This is a genomic window from Streptomyces sp. ADI95-17, assembly GCF_003846175.1.
Lineage (GTDB): Bacteria > Actinomycetota > Actinomycetes > Streptomycetales > Streptomycetaceae > Streptomyces > Streptomyces sanglieri.
Genome location: NZ_ML123051.1, coordinates 19,395 through 38,106, shown reverse-complemented (window position 1 = coordinate 38,106; position 18,712 = coordinate 19,395). Strand labels below are relative to the sequence as shown.

Below are 18,712 nucleotides of genomic sequence, written 5' to 3'. Positions count from 1 at the left end.
GTCCGGCCCTTCCCCTGCCCGCTCCCGCTCCCGCTTTGCGACTTCCCGTCATCGGCCACCCCGTCCGTCCGGTTCCCATGAGGGAAGACGTGCTCCGCCGCCTCATGGTTGTACAGTTGCGCAATGTAGCAAGTATTGATGCTCGAACCGATCATCGGACCTGCCTACAGCCAGCTTGAAGCACTGTCCGCGAATGCCGAACGGAAACTCCGGCCAAAACACCGAAAGGAAGGGCGGGACGCACATGTTGCGCAACGGCCTCGAACCCTGGCACCTGTTGATCCTGGCGATCGTGGTGATCGTGCTGTTCGGCTCGAAGAAGCTGCCGGACACGGCCCGAGCCCTGGGCAAATCCATGCGGATCCTGAAGAGTGAGGCGAAGGCCATGAAGGAGACCGATGCGCAGGCGCCCCATATCGACCCACCCGCGTAGGGCACCGGCCCACCAACGTACGGCACGTCTCACGGACGTTCACTTCAAGGCTTGCGCAAGCAAGGGAACCATGGTCACGACGCCGTCGTTGACCGGGTGACGGCGAAAGCAGCGCCGTTCACCGAATCGCTGGACCACTGGATCAATGGAGGAAGTTCATGGGTGTGACCCTGGCCAAGGGCGGCAACGTCTCCTTGTCGAAGGAGGCACCCGGCCTGACCGCAGTGACGGTCGGCCTGGGCTGGGACGTACGGACGACGACGGGCGCGGACCACGACCTCGACGCGAGCGCACTGCTGTGCTCGGACGCGGGGAAGGTCCTCTCCGATCTGCACTTCGTCTTCTACAACAACCTCACGAGCCCGGACGGTTCGGTCCAGCACACCGGCGACAACCTGACCGGTGAGGGCGAGGGCGACGACGAGTCCATCAATGTGGAGCTGTCGACCGTACCGCCGGATGTGGCCAAGATCGTCTTTCCGGTCTCGATTCATGACGCGCAGAGCCGTGGGCAGAGCTTCGGCCAGGTCCGCAACGCGTTCATCCGCGTGGTGAACCGGGCGAACGGCGTCGAGCTGGCCCGTTACGACCTCAGCGAGGACGCGTCGACGGAGACCGCCATGGTCTTCGGCGAGCTGTACCGGCACGGCTCGGAGTGGAAGTTCCGTGCGGTCGGGCAGGGATACGCCTCCGGCCTGGCGGGAATCGCGTCCGACTACGGCGTCAACGTCTGACCGGGACGGACCCCGCGAATCACGGGCACGGGCCCTCCTTCCCCTCCGCGGGAGCGGGAAGCGGGGGCCCGTGCGGGCCGCGGCACTCGAACGCTCACCTCATTTCCCGACGTCTCGATCCGCTTCGCTCCGTCTCGCCCTGTCTGCAACTACGCGACCATGTCCGTATGACCGATGACCACACACACGTCCAGGAGTTCTTCACGGCGCGCGCGGCGGACTGGGACACCCGTTTCCCGGACGACGGGCCCGCCTACGCGGCAGCTGCCGACTCCCTCTCACTGAGCCCTGGGGACGCGGTGCTCGACGCCGGCTGCGGCACGGGGCGGGCGCTTCCCGCCCTGCGGGCGGCGGTCGGGCCGCAGGGCGCGGTCATCGGCGTGGACCTGACCGTGGCGATGCTGGAGGCGGCGGTACGGGCCGGGCGGGACCGGGACGGGGCGCTGTTGCTCGCCGATGTCGCCCGGCTGCCGCTGAGGTCGGCATCGTTGGACGCGGTGTTCGCGGCGGGGCTGATCTCCCACCTGTCGCGTCCGGGCCCGGACCTGGCGGAGCTGGCACGGGTGGTGCGACCGGGCGGACGACTGGCACTCTTCCATCCCATCGGGCGGGCGGCCCTCGCGGCACGTCACGGCCGCCGGATCACGGACGACGATCTGCGGGCCGAGCCCAGTCTCCGGCCGATGCTGGCACGTTCGGGCTGGCGGCTCGACGCGTACACCGATGAGGACGACCGCTTCCTCGCCCTCGCCGTACGGGCGTCCTGACGCCCCCGCCCTGTGTCGCCGGGCTCACTCCACCGGTGTTCCGGAGCGCAGGTTGTGCGGGATCGGACAGCCTCCGGCGCCCGGGACGGGGAACGTCCCCAGCCCGGATACCTCGTAGCCGTCCGGGTAGCCCTTGATCTCCGGGTTCTGCCGGGCGTAGTGCGGGGTGGAGCGCGGCGGCAGGAGCCGCACCGCGCGCGCCCTCAGCTTCAGCGCGCCGTGCGTGAGGTTGCGGGCCGCAGCACTCGGGCGTTCGTACCGGAACGACCGCAGCAGGGGGTCGTCGAGCAGCGTGAGGGCGACCTTCCGCGCGGCGGGGGCCAGCGGGCGCGGGTACCAGGAGCTCATCAGGTCCAGGGTGGCGTCGGCGACGCGGCGTCCCCCTTCGTCCCAGCCGAAGTGCTCGGCCTCATAGGTGTCGAGGACGCGTTCGAAGTCCTCGTACGTCTGCGGGAGTTCCTTGATGCCCATGTGCGCACCCAGGACCCGGTAGTAGGCGGCGCACGCCCGCAGTTCGTGGTCGGAGAGCCGGCGCCAGCCGAAGGAGTCGAGCCAGCGCTTCGGGGTGACGACGAAGGTGCACAGCACATAGCGCATCTCGTCGTTGCTGATGTCGTAGCTGCGGTGCATCTGGTTGATCCGGCGCAGTGCCGTACGCCCCGGGTCGCTGTCGAAACCGTGCTCCAGGACGGTGTCCAGGAGCAGCGCAGTGTCGTCGTAGCGTTTCTGCGAACGGTCCGTCAGTTCGGCTGTCTGCGCGAGGAGTCGGCCGATGCTGGGTACGGCATAGGTTCGGTACAGGGCCAGTTCGAGCGCTCGGGCGATGTCCCAGGGGAACTCGTGGGTTGCCATGATCCGATAGATTCGAAGGAAGTCCCGGTGCGGATCGAGACGCTGAATCTCCTTCAACCAGTCGTACCGCTTCACGGCGATTCCCCCTCGTGTCGGCCGAAGGCCCAACTCTACTTCGGCGGGCAACACCGCAAGCAGGAACGGCACGTCACGCGGTCACCGCTCTTCGGGAATGCGGCCCCCATGATCGGCACAGCCGGCGAGCCGGCCGGCCGGACCGTCATCGCGTCGGTCCGCGAGCGCGGCGGATCGCCGCAGTCAGTGGCCCGCACTCTGCGCGGACTCCCGGCCGGACGACGAGCCCGGTCCGACCTCGCACGCAGCTGCCGGCCGGTCTCGCGTGCAGCCGGCGTCCGGCTTTGTCAGGGCCTCGACGAGTGGGTTACTCACTCGTTAAGGTGCGCCGACGGACAACGACGACGGACGAGGAGAGTGCCGTGGCTGCGCCGATCGACACGGTCGCCGACGACGACGCGCTGTATGTGCTGACCGCGGTGCTGCTGACACCGGCGCAGTTCCCGAGCGTCCTCGGTGACGACTACCCGGCCGCTTGTGCGGCGCTCGCGCTCGAACCGTACAGCGAGGGTTACGGGCTGGTACTCGGCCAGGACGGGAGTGGCGCGCGGTGGACCGTCGTCGTCGAGGACGTGTCGCTGGTCGCCGTCGCGATCGCGGCCTGGGACTGCGGCATGGATTACGACCTCTCCCCCGACGACCGTTCGGTGGTCTGTGCGCTGCCCGGCTGGCCGCTCCCGGTGGCGGTCGCCGCTCCGGGCGTGGCTGCGCCGCACGATCCGCTGCCGGACCCGGAGGCCGAGGGAACCGAACCGGCGCCGCTGACACCGCCCGACACGGAGTCGTGGGGACCCGCTCAGCGGCGCATGGGCGCGGACGAGATAGCGCACCAGTGGACCGCGTGGCGCGAGCAGATCGACGACGAGACGGCCTTCGCCGACCCGCCGGGCACGGACAGCACCGGGGGCGAGGCCACGCCCGGATCCGGACCTGAACCTGCGTCTGGATCCGGACCTGAATCCGCGCCCGGGGCTGGACCTGGGTCTGAACCTGTGCCCGAGCCCGACCCCCGGCTTGATGCACCCGACCCTCACCCTGAAGCAGAGGTTCAGGGTGAGGGCGGCATCGAGACCGAAGCCGGTGGCGACCAGGCCGACGATGCCGCCGTGAGCCCGGTCACCGACTCGCCTTCCGGAGTGCACCCCGGCATCCGGCGGGCACTGGCCCAGGCGCACGACTACATCGATGCCCCGCCGCCGCCCGGCCGGGTCCGGTCCTCCTTCGCCACGGGCGAGGCACGGATGCTGCGCGCCGACGGGCCCGGCTGGTCCCTGGTCGCCCGCACCGACGACATCGCGTTCATCCTGTTGGACGAGGAGCCCGGCGAGGTGCTGCCGGTCGGGCGCGGAAGCGAACTGCCGGGGCTCCTGAAGGGTCTGGACGCGCTCGCGGTACGGCCGGCCTGAGTCCCGTCAGCGGCCTATTTCCTTGCGGGTGATCCTGCGGAGCCTGCGCCGCTGCCCCGGATCCAGCAGCAGATACGCGACGGCCGGAACTCCGATCAGGACAAGCAACGACAGCCAGAAACCGATGAACGGCATCAGGATGACCGCTACGACCACTCCCCCGATGGCGATCTTCGCGCTGTTCGACATCGTCCACGCCTCCTTCGCGGCCCGGAGCCGCTCCTGCTGTGAGAACGCATATGCCTGCCCATCGGTTCCAGCCACCCGGTGACTCACCTCAGCGGTTCGCCGACCTCGTGCATGTGCTGCAGCGCCTGCCGGTAGGACTCGATCAGTCCGGTCTCCGCGTACGGCATGCCCAGCGACTTGCAGTGGGCGCGCACCATGGGCTGCGCCAGGCGCAGGTGCGGTCGGGGCATGCTCGGGAAGAGATGGTGCTCGATCTGGTAGTTGAGCCCGCCGAGGAACCAGTCGGTGAGGATGCCGCCGCGTACGTTGCGCGAGGTGAGGACCTGGCGCTGGAGGTGGCCCCAGCGTTCGCCGTCGGGGTCCGGCATTTCCATGCCCTTGTGGTTCGGGGCGAAAGCCATGCCCAGGTGGAGGCCGAACAGCGCATGGTGCACAAGCGCGAAGACGACCGCCTTCCCCGGGGACAGCACGGTGAGCAGCAGTGCCGCGTAGAGGCCCAGGTGGGCGACCAGCAGCAGTGCCGCGAGGGCTCGTTCCCCGGCGGGCTGCCGACGCAGGTACTGGAATCCGGAGATCTTCAGCGCGATGCCTTCCAGGAGCAGCATCGGGAAGAAGAGCCGGGCCTGGTTGCGGGTGAGCCAGCGGGCGAAGCCCTCACGCTGGGCGGCCTGCTTCTGCGTCCAGACGAGGGCGCCCACGCCGACGTCCGGGTCCTTGTCTATGTGGTTGGGATTGGCGTGGTGGCGTACGTGTTTGTCGTTCCACCATGCCTCGTTCATTCCGAGCAGCAGGTTGGCGTGCACGAGGCCGACGGCGCGTCCCGCCCTGCGGTCGCCGGTTATCTGGGCGTGCCCGGCATCGTGTCCGACGAACGCGGTGCGCGACCAGAAGACCGCCAGGGGCAGCGCGAGGAGCAGGGTCCACCAGGTGTTACCGAGGAGGACCATGCCGGTGATCACGGCGCCCAGGGCGATCAGATTGACGGCGATGCCCGCGGCGTACCAGCCGGTCCGCCGCTCCAGGAGGCCCTGCCCCTTCACGGCCCGCAGCAGCGGCGCGAAGTCGCTGCCCTGGGCCGGACCGGTTCCGGTTCCGGTTCCGGCGGCGCCTGTCGCGCTCGCCTCTCCGTCACCGACCGCTCCGGAACTGCCCGCGCCGTCACGGATGCCTTCCGCTGCGGTGGCTGTGGCCTGGGGCATGACGTCTCCGGTCTCTGGAAAGCTGCGCTGACCTGTAGAAACGTACGGGGACCGGGTGGGCGGCAGCCATGGCGCCACCACCCGGGGTCTCCGGGGGTATACCCCCGCCCTCGATGGGGGTGCTGGCTACACCCGAGGGGCGGCCTTCCCCCTGGCCGACGCGCGGCAGGACTTCCCGACGGATCGAAATGTGTCCTGGATCACTGCGCCTTCCCTCACGAGTGAGGGCATCGGCGGGGTACCCTCGGCGACCCGACCCCCACTAGTCAAATTTGAGGAATTCGGCATCACTGTGCAAAGACTCCCTGCGGCAACGCTCCCCGAGATCTCCGCACTCTCCGCCTGCTCCGTGGTCTTCCTGCCCGGGGATCCCGCTCGCTCCGGCCGCATCGCCTTCTGGCATCCGGACGGCAGCGGCCCGCCGGACGGCCCCGGCTGCGTGGCGGAGTTGGCCGTCGTCGGCGCCGACGCACGGGTGTACGGCGTACCGGCACGGTTGCTCCCGGTCCGCGACGCGCTGCCGGTACTGACGCGTGCCCGGCTCTCGGCACATGCCTCCGACGCGGCCGCCTTCTGGGGTGCGGCCGCTCTCCTCGCTCTCCAACTCGCCGCCCGGGGACTGCTGCTGCCGGGGCTCACCGCCACGGACCACGACGCCTGGCGGGCCGGTCCGCTGACCGCGGACGACCAGTCGCGGATCCGGACGCTCGCCGCCTCGATGCCGCCCCTGGCCCACGCGGTTCCGCTCGACGGGTCCGCGGAGCCCGTTCTGCTGCCCGAGCCCGAACGGCTGCTGCGTGCGTTCCTCGACGCGGTGGCGGACGGTCTCCCCCGCACCCCCGCCGCCTCGTCGGCCGGCGGCGGCCCGGCCTTCACCGTCGACGAACCGCAGCATCTGCCCGGCCACCGGGCCTGGGCCACCGATGTCGCGGCCGGGCACGACGCGGGCGTCCGGCTCTCGCTCCGCGTGGAGGTGTCCGGGCTCACGGCGCCGGACGAGGACGGCGAGCGGTCCGCCGGCCCCTCCTTCCGTGTGGTCCTGCAGATCCACAGTGTCAGCGATCCGACGCTGGTCACCGATGCGGCCGAGGTCTGGGCAGGCGGTGCGGGCACCGCAGCGGCCTTCGGACCCCGTGTCCGGATGGACGTCCTGCCCGCGCTGCGCCGGGCTGCCCGCGCCTGGCCACCGCTGACCCCGCTGCTGTCCGCCGCCGTGCCCGACTCCGTGGAGCCGGACGACGACGAGCTCGCCGAACTCCTCGGCCCCGCCGGACGGGCACTGGCCGCGACCGGGGTCCAGGTGCACTGGCCCAAGGAGCTGGCCCGCAAGCTCACCGCCCGCGCCGTGATCGGGCCGCCCGACGACGAGGAGGACGGGGAGCGCGAGGGGGTCGTACGCACCGGTTCCGAGGCCCCGCCGCTCCTGTCGGCCGACGCACTGCTGGCGTTCGACTGGTGGTTCGCGCTGGGTGATCAGAAGCTCAGCCGCGCCGAGCTGGAACGCCTGGCCGAAGCCAACCGGCCGGTGGTGCGGCTGCGGGACCAGTGGGTGCTGATCGACCCCGAGGAGGCCCGGCGGGCCCGCGAGACCCGGGACCGAAAGGTTACACCGATCGATGCGCTGGGCGCGGTCCTGACCGGATCCACCGAGGTCGACGGGGAGCGGGTCGAGGTCCGGGCCACCGGCTGGCTGGAGCAGTTGCGCCGCCGACTGGCCGACCCGGACGCGGCCGGGCAGCAGGGCGAGCCGCAGCCGGTCGGACCGCCCGAGGCCCTCGCCGCCACCTTGCGCGACTATCAGCTGCGCGGTCTCAACTGGCTGCACACCATGACCTCGCTCGGGCTCGGGGGCTGTCTCGCGGACGACATGGGGCTGGGCAAGACCATCACGCTGATCGCGCTGCATCTGCACCGCCGGAGCATCGAATCGTCCGCCGGTCCGACGCTGGTGGTCTGCCCGACGTCGCTCATGGGCAACTGGCAGCGGGAGATCGAGAAGTTCGCGCCGGGTACTCCGGTGCGCCGCTTCCACGGCGCATCGCGCAGCCTCGCCGACCTGGCCGACGGCGAGTTCGTCCTCACCACGTACGGCACCATGCGGCTCGACGCGCCGAAGCTCGCGGAGGTCCGGTGGGGCATGGTGGTCGCGGACGAGGCGCAGCACGTGAAGAACCCGTACTCGGCGACGGCCAAGCAGCTACGGACGATCGGCGCGCGGGCCAGGGTGGCGCTCACCGGCACTCCGGTGGAGAACAACCTCTCCGAGCTGTGGGCGATCCTCGACTGGACGACTCCCGGTCTGCTGGGCCGGCTCGGCACGTTCCGCACCCGTTACGCGCGGACCGCGGAGGGTGGTGATCCGGCGGCCGCCGAGCGGCTCGCGGCGCTGGTCCGGCCGTTCCTGCTGCGACGGCGCAAGTCCGATCCAGGAATCGCGCCGGAGCTGCCGCCGAAGACCGAGACGGACCGCACGGTGTCGCTGACCGCGGAACAGACGGGTCTGTACGAGGCGGTGGTGCGCGAGACACTGGACGCGATCTCCGGTGCCGACGGCTTCGCCCGGCGCGGTCTCGTCGTCAAGCTGCTGACGGCGCTGAAGCAGATCTGCAACCACCCGGCGCAGTACCTGAAGGAGAACGAGCCCCGGATCGCGGACCGTTCGGGGAAGGTGGAGCTGCTGGACGAGCTGCTCGACACGATCCTGGCGGAGGAGGCGAGCGTGCTCGTCTTCACCCAGTACGTGCAGATGGCCCGGCTGCTCGAACAGCATCTGGCGGCGCGCGGGGTGCGTACGCAGTTCCTGCACGGCGGCACGCCCGTCGCGGAGCGCGAGGCGATGGTCAACCGCTTCCAGGCGGGCGAGGCACCGGTCTTCCTGCTGTCGTTGAAGGCGGCCGGTACGGGTCTCAACCTCACCAGGGCCGGTCATGTCGTGCACTTCGACCGCTGGTGGAATCCGGCGGTCGAGGCACAGGCCACCGACCGCGCGTACCGGATCGGCCAGACCCAGCCGGTGCAGGTGCACCGGCTGATCGCCGAGGGCACCGTCGAGGACCGGATCGCCGACATGCTGGTCCGCAAGCAGGGGCTCGCGGACGCGGTGCTCGGCTCCGGCGAGGCGGCGCTGACCGAACTGACCGATGCGGAACTGGCCGATCTGGTGGAGCTGCGAGGGGGCACACGATGAGCGACGGACACGACGGCGACCGCTACGACGGTTACGACGGCGGCGAGTACGGGAGCGACGGCCGGGGCGACGCCGCCCCGGGACAGGAGCGGACCTTCGCCGCGTTGCCGCCCGCGCACGGCCACGGCTTCGCCCGCTCCTGGTGGGGCCAGGCGTGGCTGAAGGCCCTGGAGGACACGGCGCTGGACGGCCGGCAACTGAAGAAGGGACGCAGGTTCGCCCGCGAGGGCCGGGTCGGTGCGGTCTCGGTGCGGCCCGGCCGGATCACCGCAGTGGTCCGGGACGGGGACTCGTCCACGTACCGCAGTGATGTGCTGCTCCAGGAGTTGAGCGAGGCGGACTGGGAGCGGTTCCTCGGCATGGCCGTCGAGCGGGCCGGGCACATCGCGGCGCTGCTGGACCGGGAGATGCCGCCGCATCTGGTGGAGGACGCGGCGGCAGCCGGGGTGGAGCTGCTGCCCGGGATCGGCGATCTGGATCCGGAGTGCACCTGTGAGGCGTGGGACCACTGCCCGCACACCGCCGCCCTGTGCTATCAGGTGGCGCGGCTGCTGGACCAGGACCCGTTCGTGCTGCTGCTGATGCGGGGGCGTGGTGAGCGGCGGCTGCTGGACGAGCTCCAGGTCCGGATCGCGGCCCGTGCCGAGGGGCACGCTCCGTCCGGTCCGGCCGACGGTTCAAGGTCCGTGGCGGCGAGGGCCGACGATCGGGGTGTACGGGCGGACGAGGCGTTCGCGGCCCGGGACATCCTGCCCCCGCTGCCCGGTCCTCCGCCGCTGCCCGCGGAGCCCGGCTCGGCGCCGTCCCTGGACACGGAGACCGAACCGCAGGCGGGCGTGGATCCGGCGGCGTTGGAGATGCTGGCGACGGACGGGGCTGCGCGCGCCCATCGGATGCTGTCCGAGGCGCTCGCGCCCGGCCACGGGAAGCAGCCGCCGCCGACCGCGTTGACCCCGCAGCAGGATGCCGTGCGGCTGGCCGCGGAGGCCCGGCCCGAGCCCTGGGTCACGAAGCGGCTGGCCGCTGGATCGGGGCGGCGAGGGGCGGAGCTCGACGCGGCGGTGCGGGCCTGGCGGTACGGCGGGGTGGCCGCACTGACCGTGCTCGAAGAGGACTGGACTCCCGATCCGGAACACCTGGCCAGGGCGCGGGCACAGCTCGCCGAGGCGTGGGAGGAGGGCGAGCGGCCCCGGCTGCGGGCGGCGGGCAATCGCTGGACCGCGGTGGAAAGCGGCGTGCAGCTCCGGTACGGACGGGACGGGCGCTGGTGGCCGTACCGCAAGGAGAGCGGGCGCTGGGTCCCGGCGGGTCCGGCGGACGACGATCCTGCGGCCGCGCTGGGTGCCTCGGGCGGGCCGGAGGACTGAGGCCCGCCCGTCCGGCAGGCAGGGCCGATCCACGACGGGCGGGGGCGTTGGACCTCCGCCTTTGCCCGTCGCCCCGTTCTGTCCTTGCGTTCAACCGGATGTAACCACGCGTTGAGGACGAGGGCGGAACCTGACGGCCGTCAGAGCTGTTCATGCCCCAGGAGGCCCCATGTCCGCGCGCGTTGTCCGTCGTTCCCTTGCCGTCGGTCTGCCGCTCGCCCTGCTCGGTACGGTGATCGCGACCGGGACGGCAACCGGCGCGCAGGACGACCGGCACCAGCGTCCGGAACGCACTGCACGGGTCACCGGCACCGCCGTGCTCGGCGACGTTCCGCTGGCCGGCTTCAGCAACGGGCTGCTGCCGGGCACGGTCGCGGACGACCGCGGGGTGCAGCTCGGCGGCATCGGCAGCGACATCTATCCCGCGGGCCGCCGGGGCGAGTTCTGGACCGTCACCGATCGCGGTCCCAATGGACAGATCAAGATCGACGGGAAGAAGCGACGTACCTTCCCGGTCCCCGGCTTCGACCCGGCGATCGTCAAGGTGCGGGTCAGCGGGAAGCACATCAAGGTCGTCGAGGCCATACCGATCACCACCCGGTCCGGGGCCGCGGTCACCGGTCTGTCGAACCAGCCGGGCCGCGACGAGGCCCCGTACACCTACGACGCGAAGGCCCCGCTCGCGTACAACCCGAACGGTCTGGACACCGAAGGCATCGTCCGCGCCGCCGACGGCAGCTTCTGGCTCGTCGACGAGTACGGTCCCTCCCTGGTGCACGTCTCCGCCCGCGGCCGGGTTCTCACCCGCTATGTGCCGGAGGGGCTCGGGCTGACGGGCGCCGACTATCCGGTGGTGGAGTCGCTGCCGGGCGTACTCCTGCACCGCAAGATCAACCGCGGGTTCGAGGGGCTGGCCCTCCTCCCGGGCGGCGATCTGGTGCTCGCGGTGCAGAGCCCGCTCTCACTGCCGGACCAGGACGCGGGCGAGGCCTCGCGCAATGTGCGGCTGCTGCGCTTCTCGACGAAGAAGCGCACGGTCACCGCGGAGTACGCCTACCGCTTCGACGCGGTGGATGTCGTGGACCCGGGCGAGGACGACACCTCCGAGCTGAAGATCTCCTCGGTCGTCGCGCTCGGCCGGCACGAGCTGCTGGTCGAGGAGCGCACGGACAAGGCGGCCCGACTGCACCGGGTGACGCTCCCGCACGGTTCCGGGATCCTGGGATCCGCCTGGGACGACCCGACGACGTCCCCCTCGTACGAGGAACTCACCGACCCCTCGGCGTCGGGTGTGCCGGTGCTCCGCAAGAGCCTGGTCGTCGACCTGGGCAAGGTCGCGGGCGTGCCCGGGAAGATCGAGGGTGTCGCGGTGACGGGCCGGAACACGCTCGCCCTCATCAACGACAACGACTTCGGGATGACCGACGGTGCCGAGGCGTTCGACGCGAACGGCCGTCTGGTCGACAGCGGCATCGAGACGTCGGTGACGGAGCTGAAGCTGGCCCGCCCGCTGCACGGCTGACCCGCATGCCCGCGCACGGACGGCGGCCATTGCAGCGGCCCGGCTTCGGGCGGAGCTGAACCGCGCGCCCGCGAACGGGCGCTTCCACCGCATCCGGCCCTCCGCAGCGATCGCTGCGGAGGGCCGGTTCCGTCAACCCGCCCTTTCCGTACGGAACTTCATTCCACGCGCACCGCACTGCCGCGCGTCCCGCTGATCCCAAGTCCCTGTTCCCGTACCGAGATCGGCGTACATTCCGGCGTTCCCCCTGTCCGCAGAGGCCATTTCCGCGCCTGCTGTCTTCCGCCGCCCGCGCGGCGCCCGTACGGTAGGGCGCGCGAGACACTCGGCCGCGCATCGGACAACATCTTCCGGTCATCGGACATCAGGGGAGCCGCGGGATGTCGGGGGAATCGGGCAGCGCACTCCCAGACGCTGTCTCCCGTACTCCGTCCCCTGTCCCCGGTGTCCGGGATCGCGGTGTCCGTCCCCGTGCCGCCGACGGCTTCCGCCGGGCTCCCGGCGTTGGGCATCGTCCGCGAACTCGGCTCGTCCGTCTCATACGCAGGGCCGGTCGCCGGTGTCCGGACGCCGATCGGGACCGTTGTGCCCGTGGTACTCGCCGCACCCACCCCCTCCCCCCACACACAGGAGTGTTCATGCACCGCAGAAGGATTCTCCAGGGCGCCGCGGCGACGGCGGCCGCCGCGCTGATCCCTGCCTCCACCCGCGCCGTGGCAGCGTCGGCCGCGGGCGACACCGACTATCCGCTCGCCCACTGGAATCCGGCCTCCACCTCCAACTGCACGGCGTCGAGCCGCCCTTCGGCCTATCCGGTCCAGTACGTGGTCATCCATGTCACCCAGGAGACGTACCCGAACACGATCGGGATCTTCCAGAATCCGGCGAAGCAGGTCTCCGCGCACTATCTGGTGCGCTCGGCCGACGGCTATGTCGCCCAGTGCGTCCGGGAGAAGAACATCGCCTGGCACGCGGGCAATTGGGACTACAACACGCGCAGCATCGGCATCGAGCACGAGGGCTGGGTGGACAAGCCTTCGTACTTCACCGACGCGATGTACGAGAAGTCGGCGCTGCTGACCGCTTCGGTGTGCGACCGCTACAACATCCCCAAGGACCGCGCGCACATCCTCGCCCACGCCCAGGTCCCCGGCACCGACCACACCGACCCCGGCCCGAACTGGGACTGGGTGCGGTACATCCGGCTCGTCAATCTGTACTCGGCGGGCTGACCCGCCCTCACCACCCGGGGCCGGCCACTCTCTTCACCGCGGTTGTCGCAGCGGCCTGCCGCGACGACGATGGGGTGTGCGGGAACCCCTGGACGGGAGGGTGAGTTGACGGATCCCTGGGTGGCACTGGCAGCCGATACGGACCTCGGTGCGCGGATCGGCCAACTGCGCCGCGCGCACGAGGCGTTCACCACGGCGGGCCGGCTTGAGCGGCCGGTGCGGCCGGTCGTCGGTGAGTCGTGGCGGCGCTCGGCGCGGGCCAGGGTCAGCCCGGACGGCGCGGCCCTGGTCGAGCTGGGCCCGGACGACCTCGGCCCGTACCGGGACGGGCATCCGCTGGCCCCCGCCATGCCGGTGATCCGTGAACTGATGGGCGTCTATGCGACGGACGGGGAACATCTCCTCGCGGTGTGCGACGCGCACGGCAGGCTGCTGTGGGTCGAAGGCCCCGCGGTGACCCGACGGGCCGCCGACCGGATGAACTTCGTGGAGGGCGCCCGCTGGTCCGAGGCGGCGGCGGGGACGAACGCGCCGGGGACGGCCATCGCCGTGGACCGTCCGGTGCAGGTCTTCGCCGCCGAGCACTTCCTGCGTCCGGTCCAGCAGTGGACCTGCGCGGCGGCGCCGCTGCACGACCCGCACACCGGACGGGTGCTGGGCGCCGTCGACATCACCGGCGGCGACCGGCTCGCGCATCCGCACAGCCTGGCGTTCGTGCAGGCGGTGGCCCGCGCCGCCGAGTCGCACCTCGCGCTGCTCCGCCCCTCGCCGGCCGCCGGAACCCTGCGGCTCAGCGCGCTCGGCCGGGACGAGGCGCTGCTGGTGGCGGGAGGCCGCAGGATCCGGCTCGGCAGACGGCACAGCGAGATCCTGACAACACTGGCCCGCCGTCCCGAGGGCCTCACCGGCGACGAGCTCCTCGTCGAGCTGTACGAGGACGAGTCGGTGACCCCGGTGACCCTGCGGGCCGAACTCTCCAGGCTGCGGCGGCTGCTCGGGCCGGAGCTCCTCCTGTCCCGCCCCTACCGGCTCGCCGCTCCGGTCGACGCCGACTTCGACACGGTGGCGCGCCGACTGGCTTCGGGCGCGGTGGCCGCGGCCCTCGCGGCCTACGCGGGCCCGCTGCTGCCTGGCTCGCGGGCGCCCTCCGTCAGCCGGCTGCGGCGCCGGCTCGACGAGCAGCTGCGGGCGGCGCTCGTCGCACGCGGCGATCCGGGGCTGCTGGCCGACTGGGCGTACAGCCCCTGGGGCGAGGACGACCTCCCGGTCTGGGAGGCGCTCGCCGCTGCCGTTCCCGCCGGGCAGCGCCCCGCCCTGCTCGCCAGGGTCCGGGCGCTGGACGCCGAGCAGCGGTAGCCGCTCCCGCGCGCGGCCCGTGCAACGGGGTTGCAACGTAGTGCTGCCTACCCTCGCGCCGAGGGCCGTCCAATGGCGGGCGGCACCGGATCCGGGAGGCCACAGAGATGACCCGTTACGCCGCGCCGGGTGCCGAGGGCGCCATCGTCTCGTACGAGTCCCGCTACGACCACTGGATCGGCGGCGCGTACGTACCGCCCGCCCGTGGTCAGTACTTCGAGAACCCCAGCCCCGTCAACGGCCGCCCCTTCACCGAGATCGCCCGCGGAACGGCCGAGGACGTCGAACTGGCCCTGGACGCGGCGCATGCCGCGGCGCCCGCCTGGGGTGCCACGGCGGCCGGTGAGCGCGCGGGGCTGCTCAACAGGATCGCCGACCGGATGGAGGCCCATCTGGAGGAACTCGCCGTCGCCGAGAGCTGGGACAACGGCAAGCCGGTGCGCGAGACCCTGGCCGCCGACATCCCTCTCGCCATCGACCATTTCCGGTACTTCGCCGGTGCGCTCCGCGCCCAGGAGGGTTCGCTGAGCGAGATCGACGAGGACACGGTCGCGTACCACTTCCATGAGCCGCTCGGCGTCGTCGCGCAGATCATCCCCTGGAACTTCCCGATCCTGATGGCCACGTGGAAGCTGGCCCCGGCGCTCGCGGCGGGCAACGCGGTGGTCCTGAAGCCGGCCGAGCAGACCCCGGCCTCCATCCACGTGTGGCTGAAGCTGGTCGCCGACCTGCTCCCGCCGGGCGTCGTCAACATCGTGAACGGCTTCGGGACGGAGGCCGGCAAGCCCCTCGCCTCCAGTCCGCGCGTCGCGAAGGTCGCCTTCACCGGTGAGACGACGACGGGGCGGCTGATCATGCAGTACGCCTCCGAGAACCTCAGGCCGGTGACCCTGGAACTCGGCGGCAAGTCGCCGAACATCTTCTTCGACGACGTGTGGAACGCGGACGACGACTTCCGCGACAAGGCCCTCGAAGGCTTCACCATGTTCGCCCTCAACCAGGGCGAGGTCTGCACCTGCCCGTCGCGCGCGCTGGTCCAGCGCGGGATGTACGGCGAATTCCTGGAGGCGGGCATCGCCCGCACCGAACGGATCGTGCCCGGACACCCGCTGGACACGGACACGATGATCGGCGCGCAGGCCTCCGACGAGCAGCTGAAGAAGATCCTCTCGTACCTGGACATCGGCCTGCAGGAGGGGGCGAAGGTCCTCACGGGCGGTGAGCGGATCGAGTACGACGGGGAGTTGGCGGGCGGCTTCTACGTCCAGCCGACCGTCTTCGAGGGCGACAACCGGATGCGGGTCTTCCAGGAGGAGATCTTCGGCCCGGTTGTGGCGGTCACGTCCTTCTCCGACTTCGACGACGCCATCGGGACCGCGAACGACACGCTGTACGGCCTCGGGGCCGGCGTATGGACCCGCGACATGAACACCGCGTACCGGGCGGGCCGCGCCATCCAGGCGGGCCGGGTCTGGACGAACTGCTACCACGCGTACCCGGCGCACGCGGCGTTCGGCGGCTACAAGCAGTCCGGGATCGGCCGGGAGAACCACAAGATGATGCTGGAGCACTACCAGCAGACGAAGAACATTCTTTGTTCATACAGCCCGAAGAAGCTTGGGTTCTTCTAGAAAACGAACTCGGTTGCCTGGAGGCTCCGTTACCCTCCAGGCAACCCTGCGCAGGAGTCGCCCTGCGCACCCGAAAGGGTGCCGCGCATCACCGTCCGACCTTTCGGGGATCGGCATCGCCCGCCTGCACAACCTCGTCCTCGCCGGACAGGAGAGGCGGAAGTCACCGCCGCTGACCGCAACTGCGTCAACCTCAGGATCAGTTACGGGACAAGCCTCAGGCGGTCTCGTCCGCCCAGGTATGGACCCATGCCTGGAGTTCCGGATCGGCCAGAGTGCGCAGCCACAGGTCGGCCTGGTCAGCCCCCTCTTCGGCCGGTCGAGGTCCCACGCCGAGCACGCGCATGCCTGCTCTCCAGGCCGACTCGACGCCGGTGACCGAGTCTTCCACAGCCATCGCGTCCTCCGGCCGCACGCCGCAGAGCCGGACCGCGGTGGCGTAGACGTCCGGATGGGGTTTCGGCAGCAGTCCGTCACCCGCGACAACGACATGGGCGAAGTGGCCGAGGAGGCCGACCCGGGCGAGGGTGGACTCGACCACGTCCAACGGGCAGTTGCTGGCGACCGCGAGCGGGATGTGGCGGGCGGCGAGGCGGACCAGTGCCGCCGCACCCGGCATGGTCACGGGGTCTTCGGCAACGAGCGCCGTGAAGTGTCTCAGAAGCGCATGCGCCATGTCGTCGGCGAGTTGCGGCTTCCCGGCCTCTCTGGCCATGAGGCCGCCGCACTCGGTGTAGCGCACGCCCTTGGCCCGCTCGGCGAAGCCGGGGCGGGGTTTCAGTCCGAACTCTCCGAAGACCCGGCTACGCGCGTCCTGCCAGTGCCGCTCGGTATCCACGAGGGTTCCGTCACAGTCGAAGACGATGGCGGCCGGGGACCAAGTGAAGATGTGACGAGGTGTCATTTGCCTGCCGTTCTCGAAGAGCGCGCCGCCCCGCTTCGTCGGTGCTCGCAGTTACGAGCAGGGGGCTGCGGAGAGGCCCGCTCGGCCGCAGAAGGTGCGCTGTCGAACGAGTCCTGCTCGACCACGCGTGAAGGCTGATGCTTCGCTTCCGGGTCCTCCAGCGGTGGACATCGTCCGATCCTCTCCGGATGAACCCAGAAACATCGTGATGACTACGTTATTTTCCCGAACAAGAGGGCGCAATCATCATTTCGAGTGTTTGACGGAACGCCCAACACCGAGTACTCGCGAAGCGCGCGCGACATCCAGCGACGGGTGAAATAGGCCTCCCATCCCCTCAACTCCGCTGGAATCAAGGGCATTTGGCCGAAGAAGCCGAGCCCCGCAGACCGGCGAACGCGCTCGACAGCACCGGCGAAGCGCGAATTTTCGCCATTGTCCGCACCCAATTACGGCCCAAGAACAATAATAATCTCCACGCATTAATGGCATGGAGCGCCGTCAGTGCGCCACGGCGCACGACTTTCCCGGATCAAAAAATGGGAACAGATGAACGAAGGTGAAACACGCATGCAAGACAGGGCACGCGCGACCCGAAAGTCTCTGCTGGAAGCCGCAGCACACCTTTTCGTTGCACAAGGGTACGCGCGGACAAGCATCAATGAGATCAGCGAACTTTCGGGGCGCACCAGCGGAGCCGTCTACTTCCACTACTCCAGCAAGGAAAGACTCGCACTGGCGGTCGTGCGCGAACAGTTCGCATCCTGGCCGTTGTTGGCTGACCGCTATGCCGCCCCCGGGGTCCCGCCGCTGGAGAAGCTGGTCGCCCTCAGCTTCGATATCGCCAAGGCGCTGCGCGACGACGTCATGACCCGGGCAGGCGCGCGTCTGTGGGCCGAGCGCCGCACCATCGACGTCGCCATACCCACTCCCTTCGCCGTCTGGACGGCTGCCGTCACGCGCCTTCTGGCCGAGGCACGCGACGAGGGCGAACTCGCTGACGACGTCGAGCCGTCGAGTACCGCCACGACCCTGGTGTGCACGTTCTTCGGGCTGTACGACCTCACCGAGGAGATGGCGGAGCACGAGGACCTCTCCGACCGGCTGCACCGGTGGTGGCTGCTGATCCTGAAGGCGTTGCAGGCACGCCCCGAGCCCGACGCCCTGGTGGCGCGGGCCCTGGCGCACCCCCGGCCGACGCCCACCGGATGACGTCCCGGCAGAACCGTCGGTCAGCGGGAGGGCCGGTCGGCCACGAAGCCGACGGCGTGCTCGCCGAGGCCGAGAGCGTCCTCGCGCGCTCGCGCCCAGGTTCTGCCGTGAGCAGTGGTACCGACACGGCCGCCGGCCTCGCCGCTGAGCTGTCGGCCATCCGGCGCAATGCCGAACCGGTCGATGTGCTCGCGCAGCATGTTGACGAACAACGCTGGTACAGGGACGGGACATGCGGCTGCGGCGGTGCTCCGTCGACTGCGGTCCGAGCTGGTGGCAGACCGTACAGCGGGCCCTTCGCCTGCTGTACGGAGGCCGCGATGACCAGATTTTTGCCGGGTCCGCCCGCTCCGGGGCCGCTGGGCACGTCACCGGCGTGTGCGGCGTGTTCCGAGTCCGCCCTGCACGATCGCTTCGTAATGCGTCAGCCGCACTATGACACCAGTGGGTGAAGGGTCTCGGAGCATGACCACGATCACTCTGCCGTCGGGCGGGCGTATCTCGCTGATGGAGTGACATCGGACAGTTGCGGCCGTGAGCGCCACGCGCGACCACCTGCTGTGATACGTACGCCCAGCCGGCTGCGGGATTCGGCGTCGCAACCGCGACCGTGTTCCGCTGCACATGCGGGTACGCATCACTCGCA

At 70.5% G+C, this 18,712-nt stretch carries 16 protein-coding genes; 11 read left to right on the top strand and 5 right to left on the bottom strand.

Features of this window, described 5'->3' with window-relative positions; translation table 11 throughout:
- Positions 1–244 precede the first annotated feature (244 nt).
- From tatA to EES42_RS34805, 3 genes are all read left to right on the top strand, one after another.
- Complete coding sequence (tatA, locus tag EES42_RS34815) at positions 245–433, top strand: Sec-independent protein translocase subunit TatA (RefSeq protein WP_124722585.1); 189 nt, start codon at positions 245–247, stop codon at positions 431–433.
- Positions 434–591: 158 nt separating this feature from the next.
- Positions 592–1,167, top strand: coding sequence for a TerD family protein (locus EES42_RS34810; RefSeq protein ID WP_124722268.1), 576 nt, complete (start codon positions 592–594; stop codon positions 1,165–1,167).
- A 167-nt stretch (positions 1,168–1,334) separates the two neighbouring features.
- Complete coding sequence (locus EES42_RS34805) at positions 1,335–1,934, top strand: class I SAM-dependent methyltransferase (protein ID WP_124722267.1); 600 nt, start codon at positions 1,335–1,337, stop codon at positions 1,932–1,934.
- Between the two features lie 24 nt (positions 1,935–1,958).
- Here EES42_RS34805 and EES42_RS34800 read toward each other — a convergent pair whose 3' ends face one another.
- The gene (locus EES42_RS34800) at positions 1,959–2,861 is read right to left on the bottom strand and encodes an oxygenase MpaB family protein (protein WP_124722266.1); all 903 of its coding nucleotides are present in this window, start codon (positions 2,859–2,861) and stop codon (positions 1,959–1,961) included.
- A gap of 362 nt (positions 2,862–3,223) precedes the next feature.
- Here EES42_RS34800 and EES42_RS34795 point away from each other — a divergent pair, with 362 nt between their 5' ends.
- Positions 3,224–4,267 carry a hypothetical protein gene (locus tag EES42_RS34795; RefSeq protein ID WP_124722265.1) on the top strand — a complete coding sequence of 348 codons (1,044 nt, stop codon included), beginning with the start codon at positions 3,224–3,226 and terminating at the stop codon, positions 4,265–4,267.
- A 6-nt stretch (positions 4,268–4,273) separates the two neighbouring features.
- Here the strand turns inward: EES42_RS34795 and EES42_RS34790 are convergent, their stop codons facing one another.
- Together EES42_RS34790 and EES42_RS34785 are read right to left on the bottom strand one after the other, a co-directional pair.
- On the bottom strand, positions 4,274–4,456 hold the full coding sequence (locus EES42_RS34790; protein WP_124722584.1) for a hypothetical protein: 183 nt from the start codon (positions 4,454–4,456) through the stop codon (positions 4,274–4,276).
- Between the two features lie 83 nt (positions 4,457–4,539).
- Complete coding sequence (locus EES42_RS34785) at positions 4,540–5,655, bottom strand: fatty acid desaturase family protein (protein ID WP_124722264.1); 1,116 nt, start codon at positions 5,653–5,655, stop codon at positions 4,540–4,542.
- Positions 5,656–5,947: 292 nt separating this feature from the next.
- Here EES42_RS34785 and EES42_RS34780 point away from each other — a divergent pair, with 292 nt between their 5' ends.
- The 6 genes from EES42_RS34780 (at position 5,948) to EES42_RS34755 (ending at position 15,950) form a co-directional block, all read left to right on the top strand.
- The gene (locus tag EES42_RS34780; protein ID WP_124722263.1) at positions 5,948–8,842 is read left to right on the top strand and encodes a DEAD/DEAH box helicase; all 2,895 of its coding nucleotides are present in this window, start codon (positions 5,948–5,950) and stop codon (positions 8,840–8,842) included.
- Complete coding sequence (locus EES42_RS34775) at positions 8,839–10,209, top strand: SWIM zinc finger family protein (RefSeq protein WP_124722262.1); 1,371 nt, start codon at positions 8,839–8,841, stop codon at positions 10,207–10,209. Before EES42_RS34780 ends, EES42_RS34775 begins: the two co-directional genes overlap by 4 nt.
- A gap of 169 nt (positions 10,210–10,378) precedes the next feature.
- The gene (locus tag EES42_RS34770) at positions 10,379–11,731 is read left to right on the top strand and encodes an esterase-like activity of phytase family protein (protein ID WP_124722261.1); all 1,353 of its coding nucleotides are present in this window, start codon (positions 10,379–10,381) and stop codon (positions 11,729–11,731) included.
- A gap of 638 nt (positions 11,732–12,369) precedes the next feature.
- Positions 12,370–12,963: an N-acetylmuramoyl-L-alanine amidase gene (locus EES42_RS34765; RefSeq protein ID WP_124722260.1), complete on the top strand. Its 594-nt coding sequence runs from the start codon at positions 12,370–12,372 to the stop codon at positions 12,961–12,963.
- A 105-nt stretch (positions 12,964–13,068) separates the two neighbouring features.
- A complete protein-coding gene (locus EES42_RS34760; protein ID WP_241196788.1) occupies positions 13,069–14,319 on the top strand; it encodes a helix-turn-helix domain-containing protein in 1,251 nt (416 codons plus the stop codon).
- 107 nt (positions 14,320–14,426) lie between these two features.
- Positions 14,427–15,950, top strand: coding sequence for an acetaldehyde dehydrogenase ExaC (locus EES42_RS34755; protein WP_124722259.1), 1,524 nt, complete (start codon positions 14,427–14,429; stop codon positions 15,948–15,950).
- Between the two features lie 217 nt (positions 15,951–16,167).
- Here EES42_RS34755 and EES42_RS34750 read toward each other — a convergent pair whose 3' ends face one another.
- Entirely contained in the window at positions 16,168–16,854 is a 687-nt protein-coding gene (locus tag EES42_RS34750; protein ID WP_124722258.1) for an HAD family hydrolase, read from the bottom strand.
- Positions 16,855–17,424: 570 nt separating this feature from the next.
- Here EES42_RS34750 and EES42_RS34745 point away from each other — a divergent pair.
- A complete protein-coding gene (locus EES42_RS34745; RefSeq protein ID WP_124722582.1) occupies positions 17,425–18,066 on the top strand; it encodes a ScbR family autoregulator-binding transcription factor in 642 nt (213 codons plus the stop codon).
- A gap of 20 nt (positions 18,067–18,086) precedes the next feature.
- Here the strand turns inward: EES42_RS34745 and EES42_RS34740 are convergent, their stop codons facing one another.
- Positions 18,087–18,266, bottom strand: coding sequence for a hypothetical protein (locus tag EES42_RS34740; RefSeq protein WP_124722257.1), 180 nt, complete (start codon positions 18,264–18,266; stop codon positions 18,087–18,089).
- Positions 18,267–18,712: the final 446 nt, after the last annotated feature.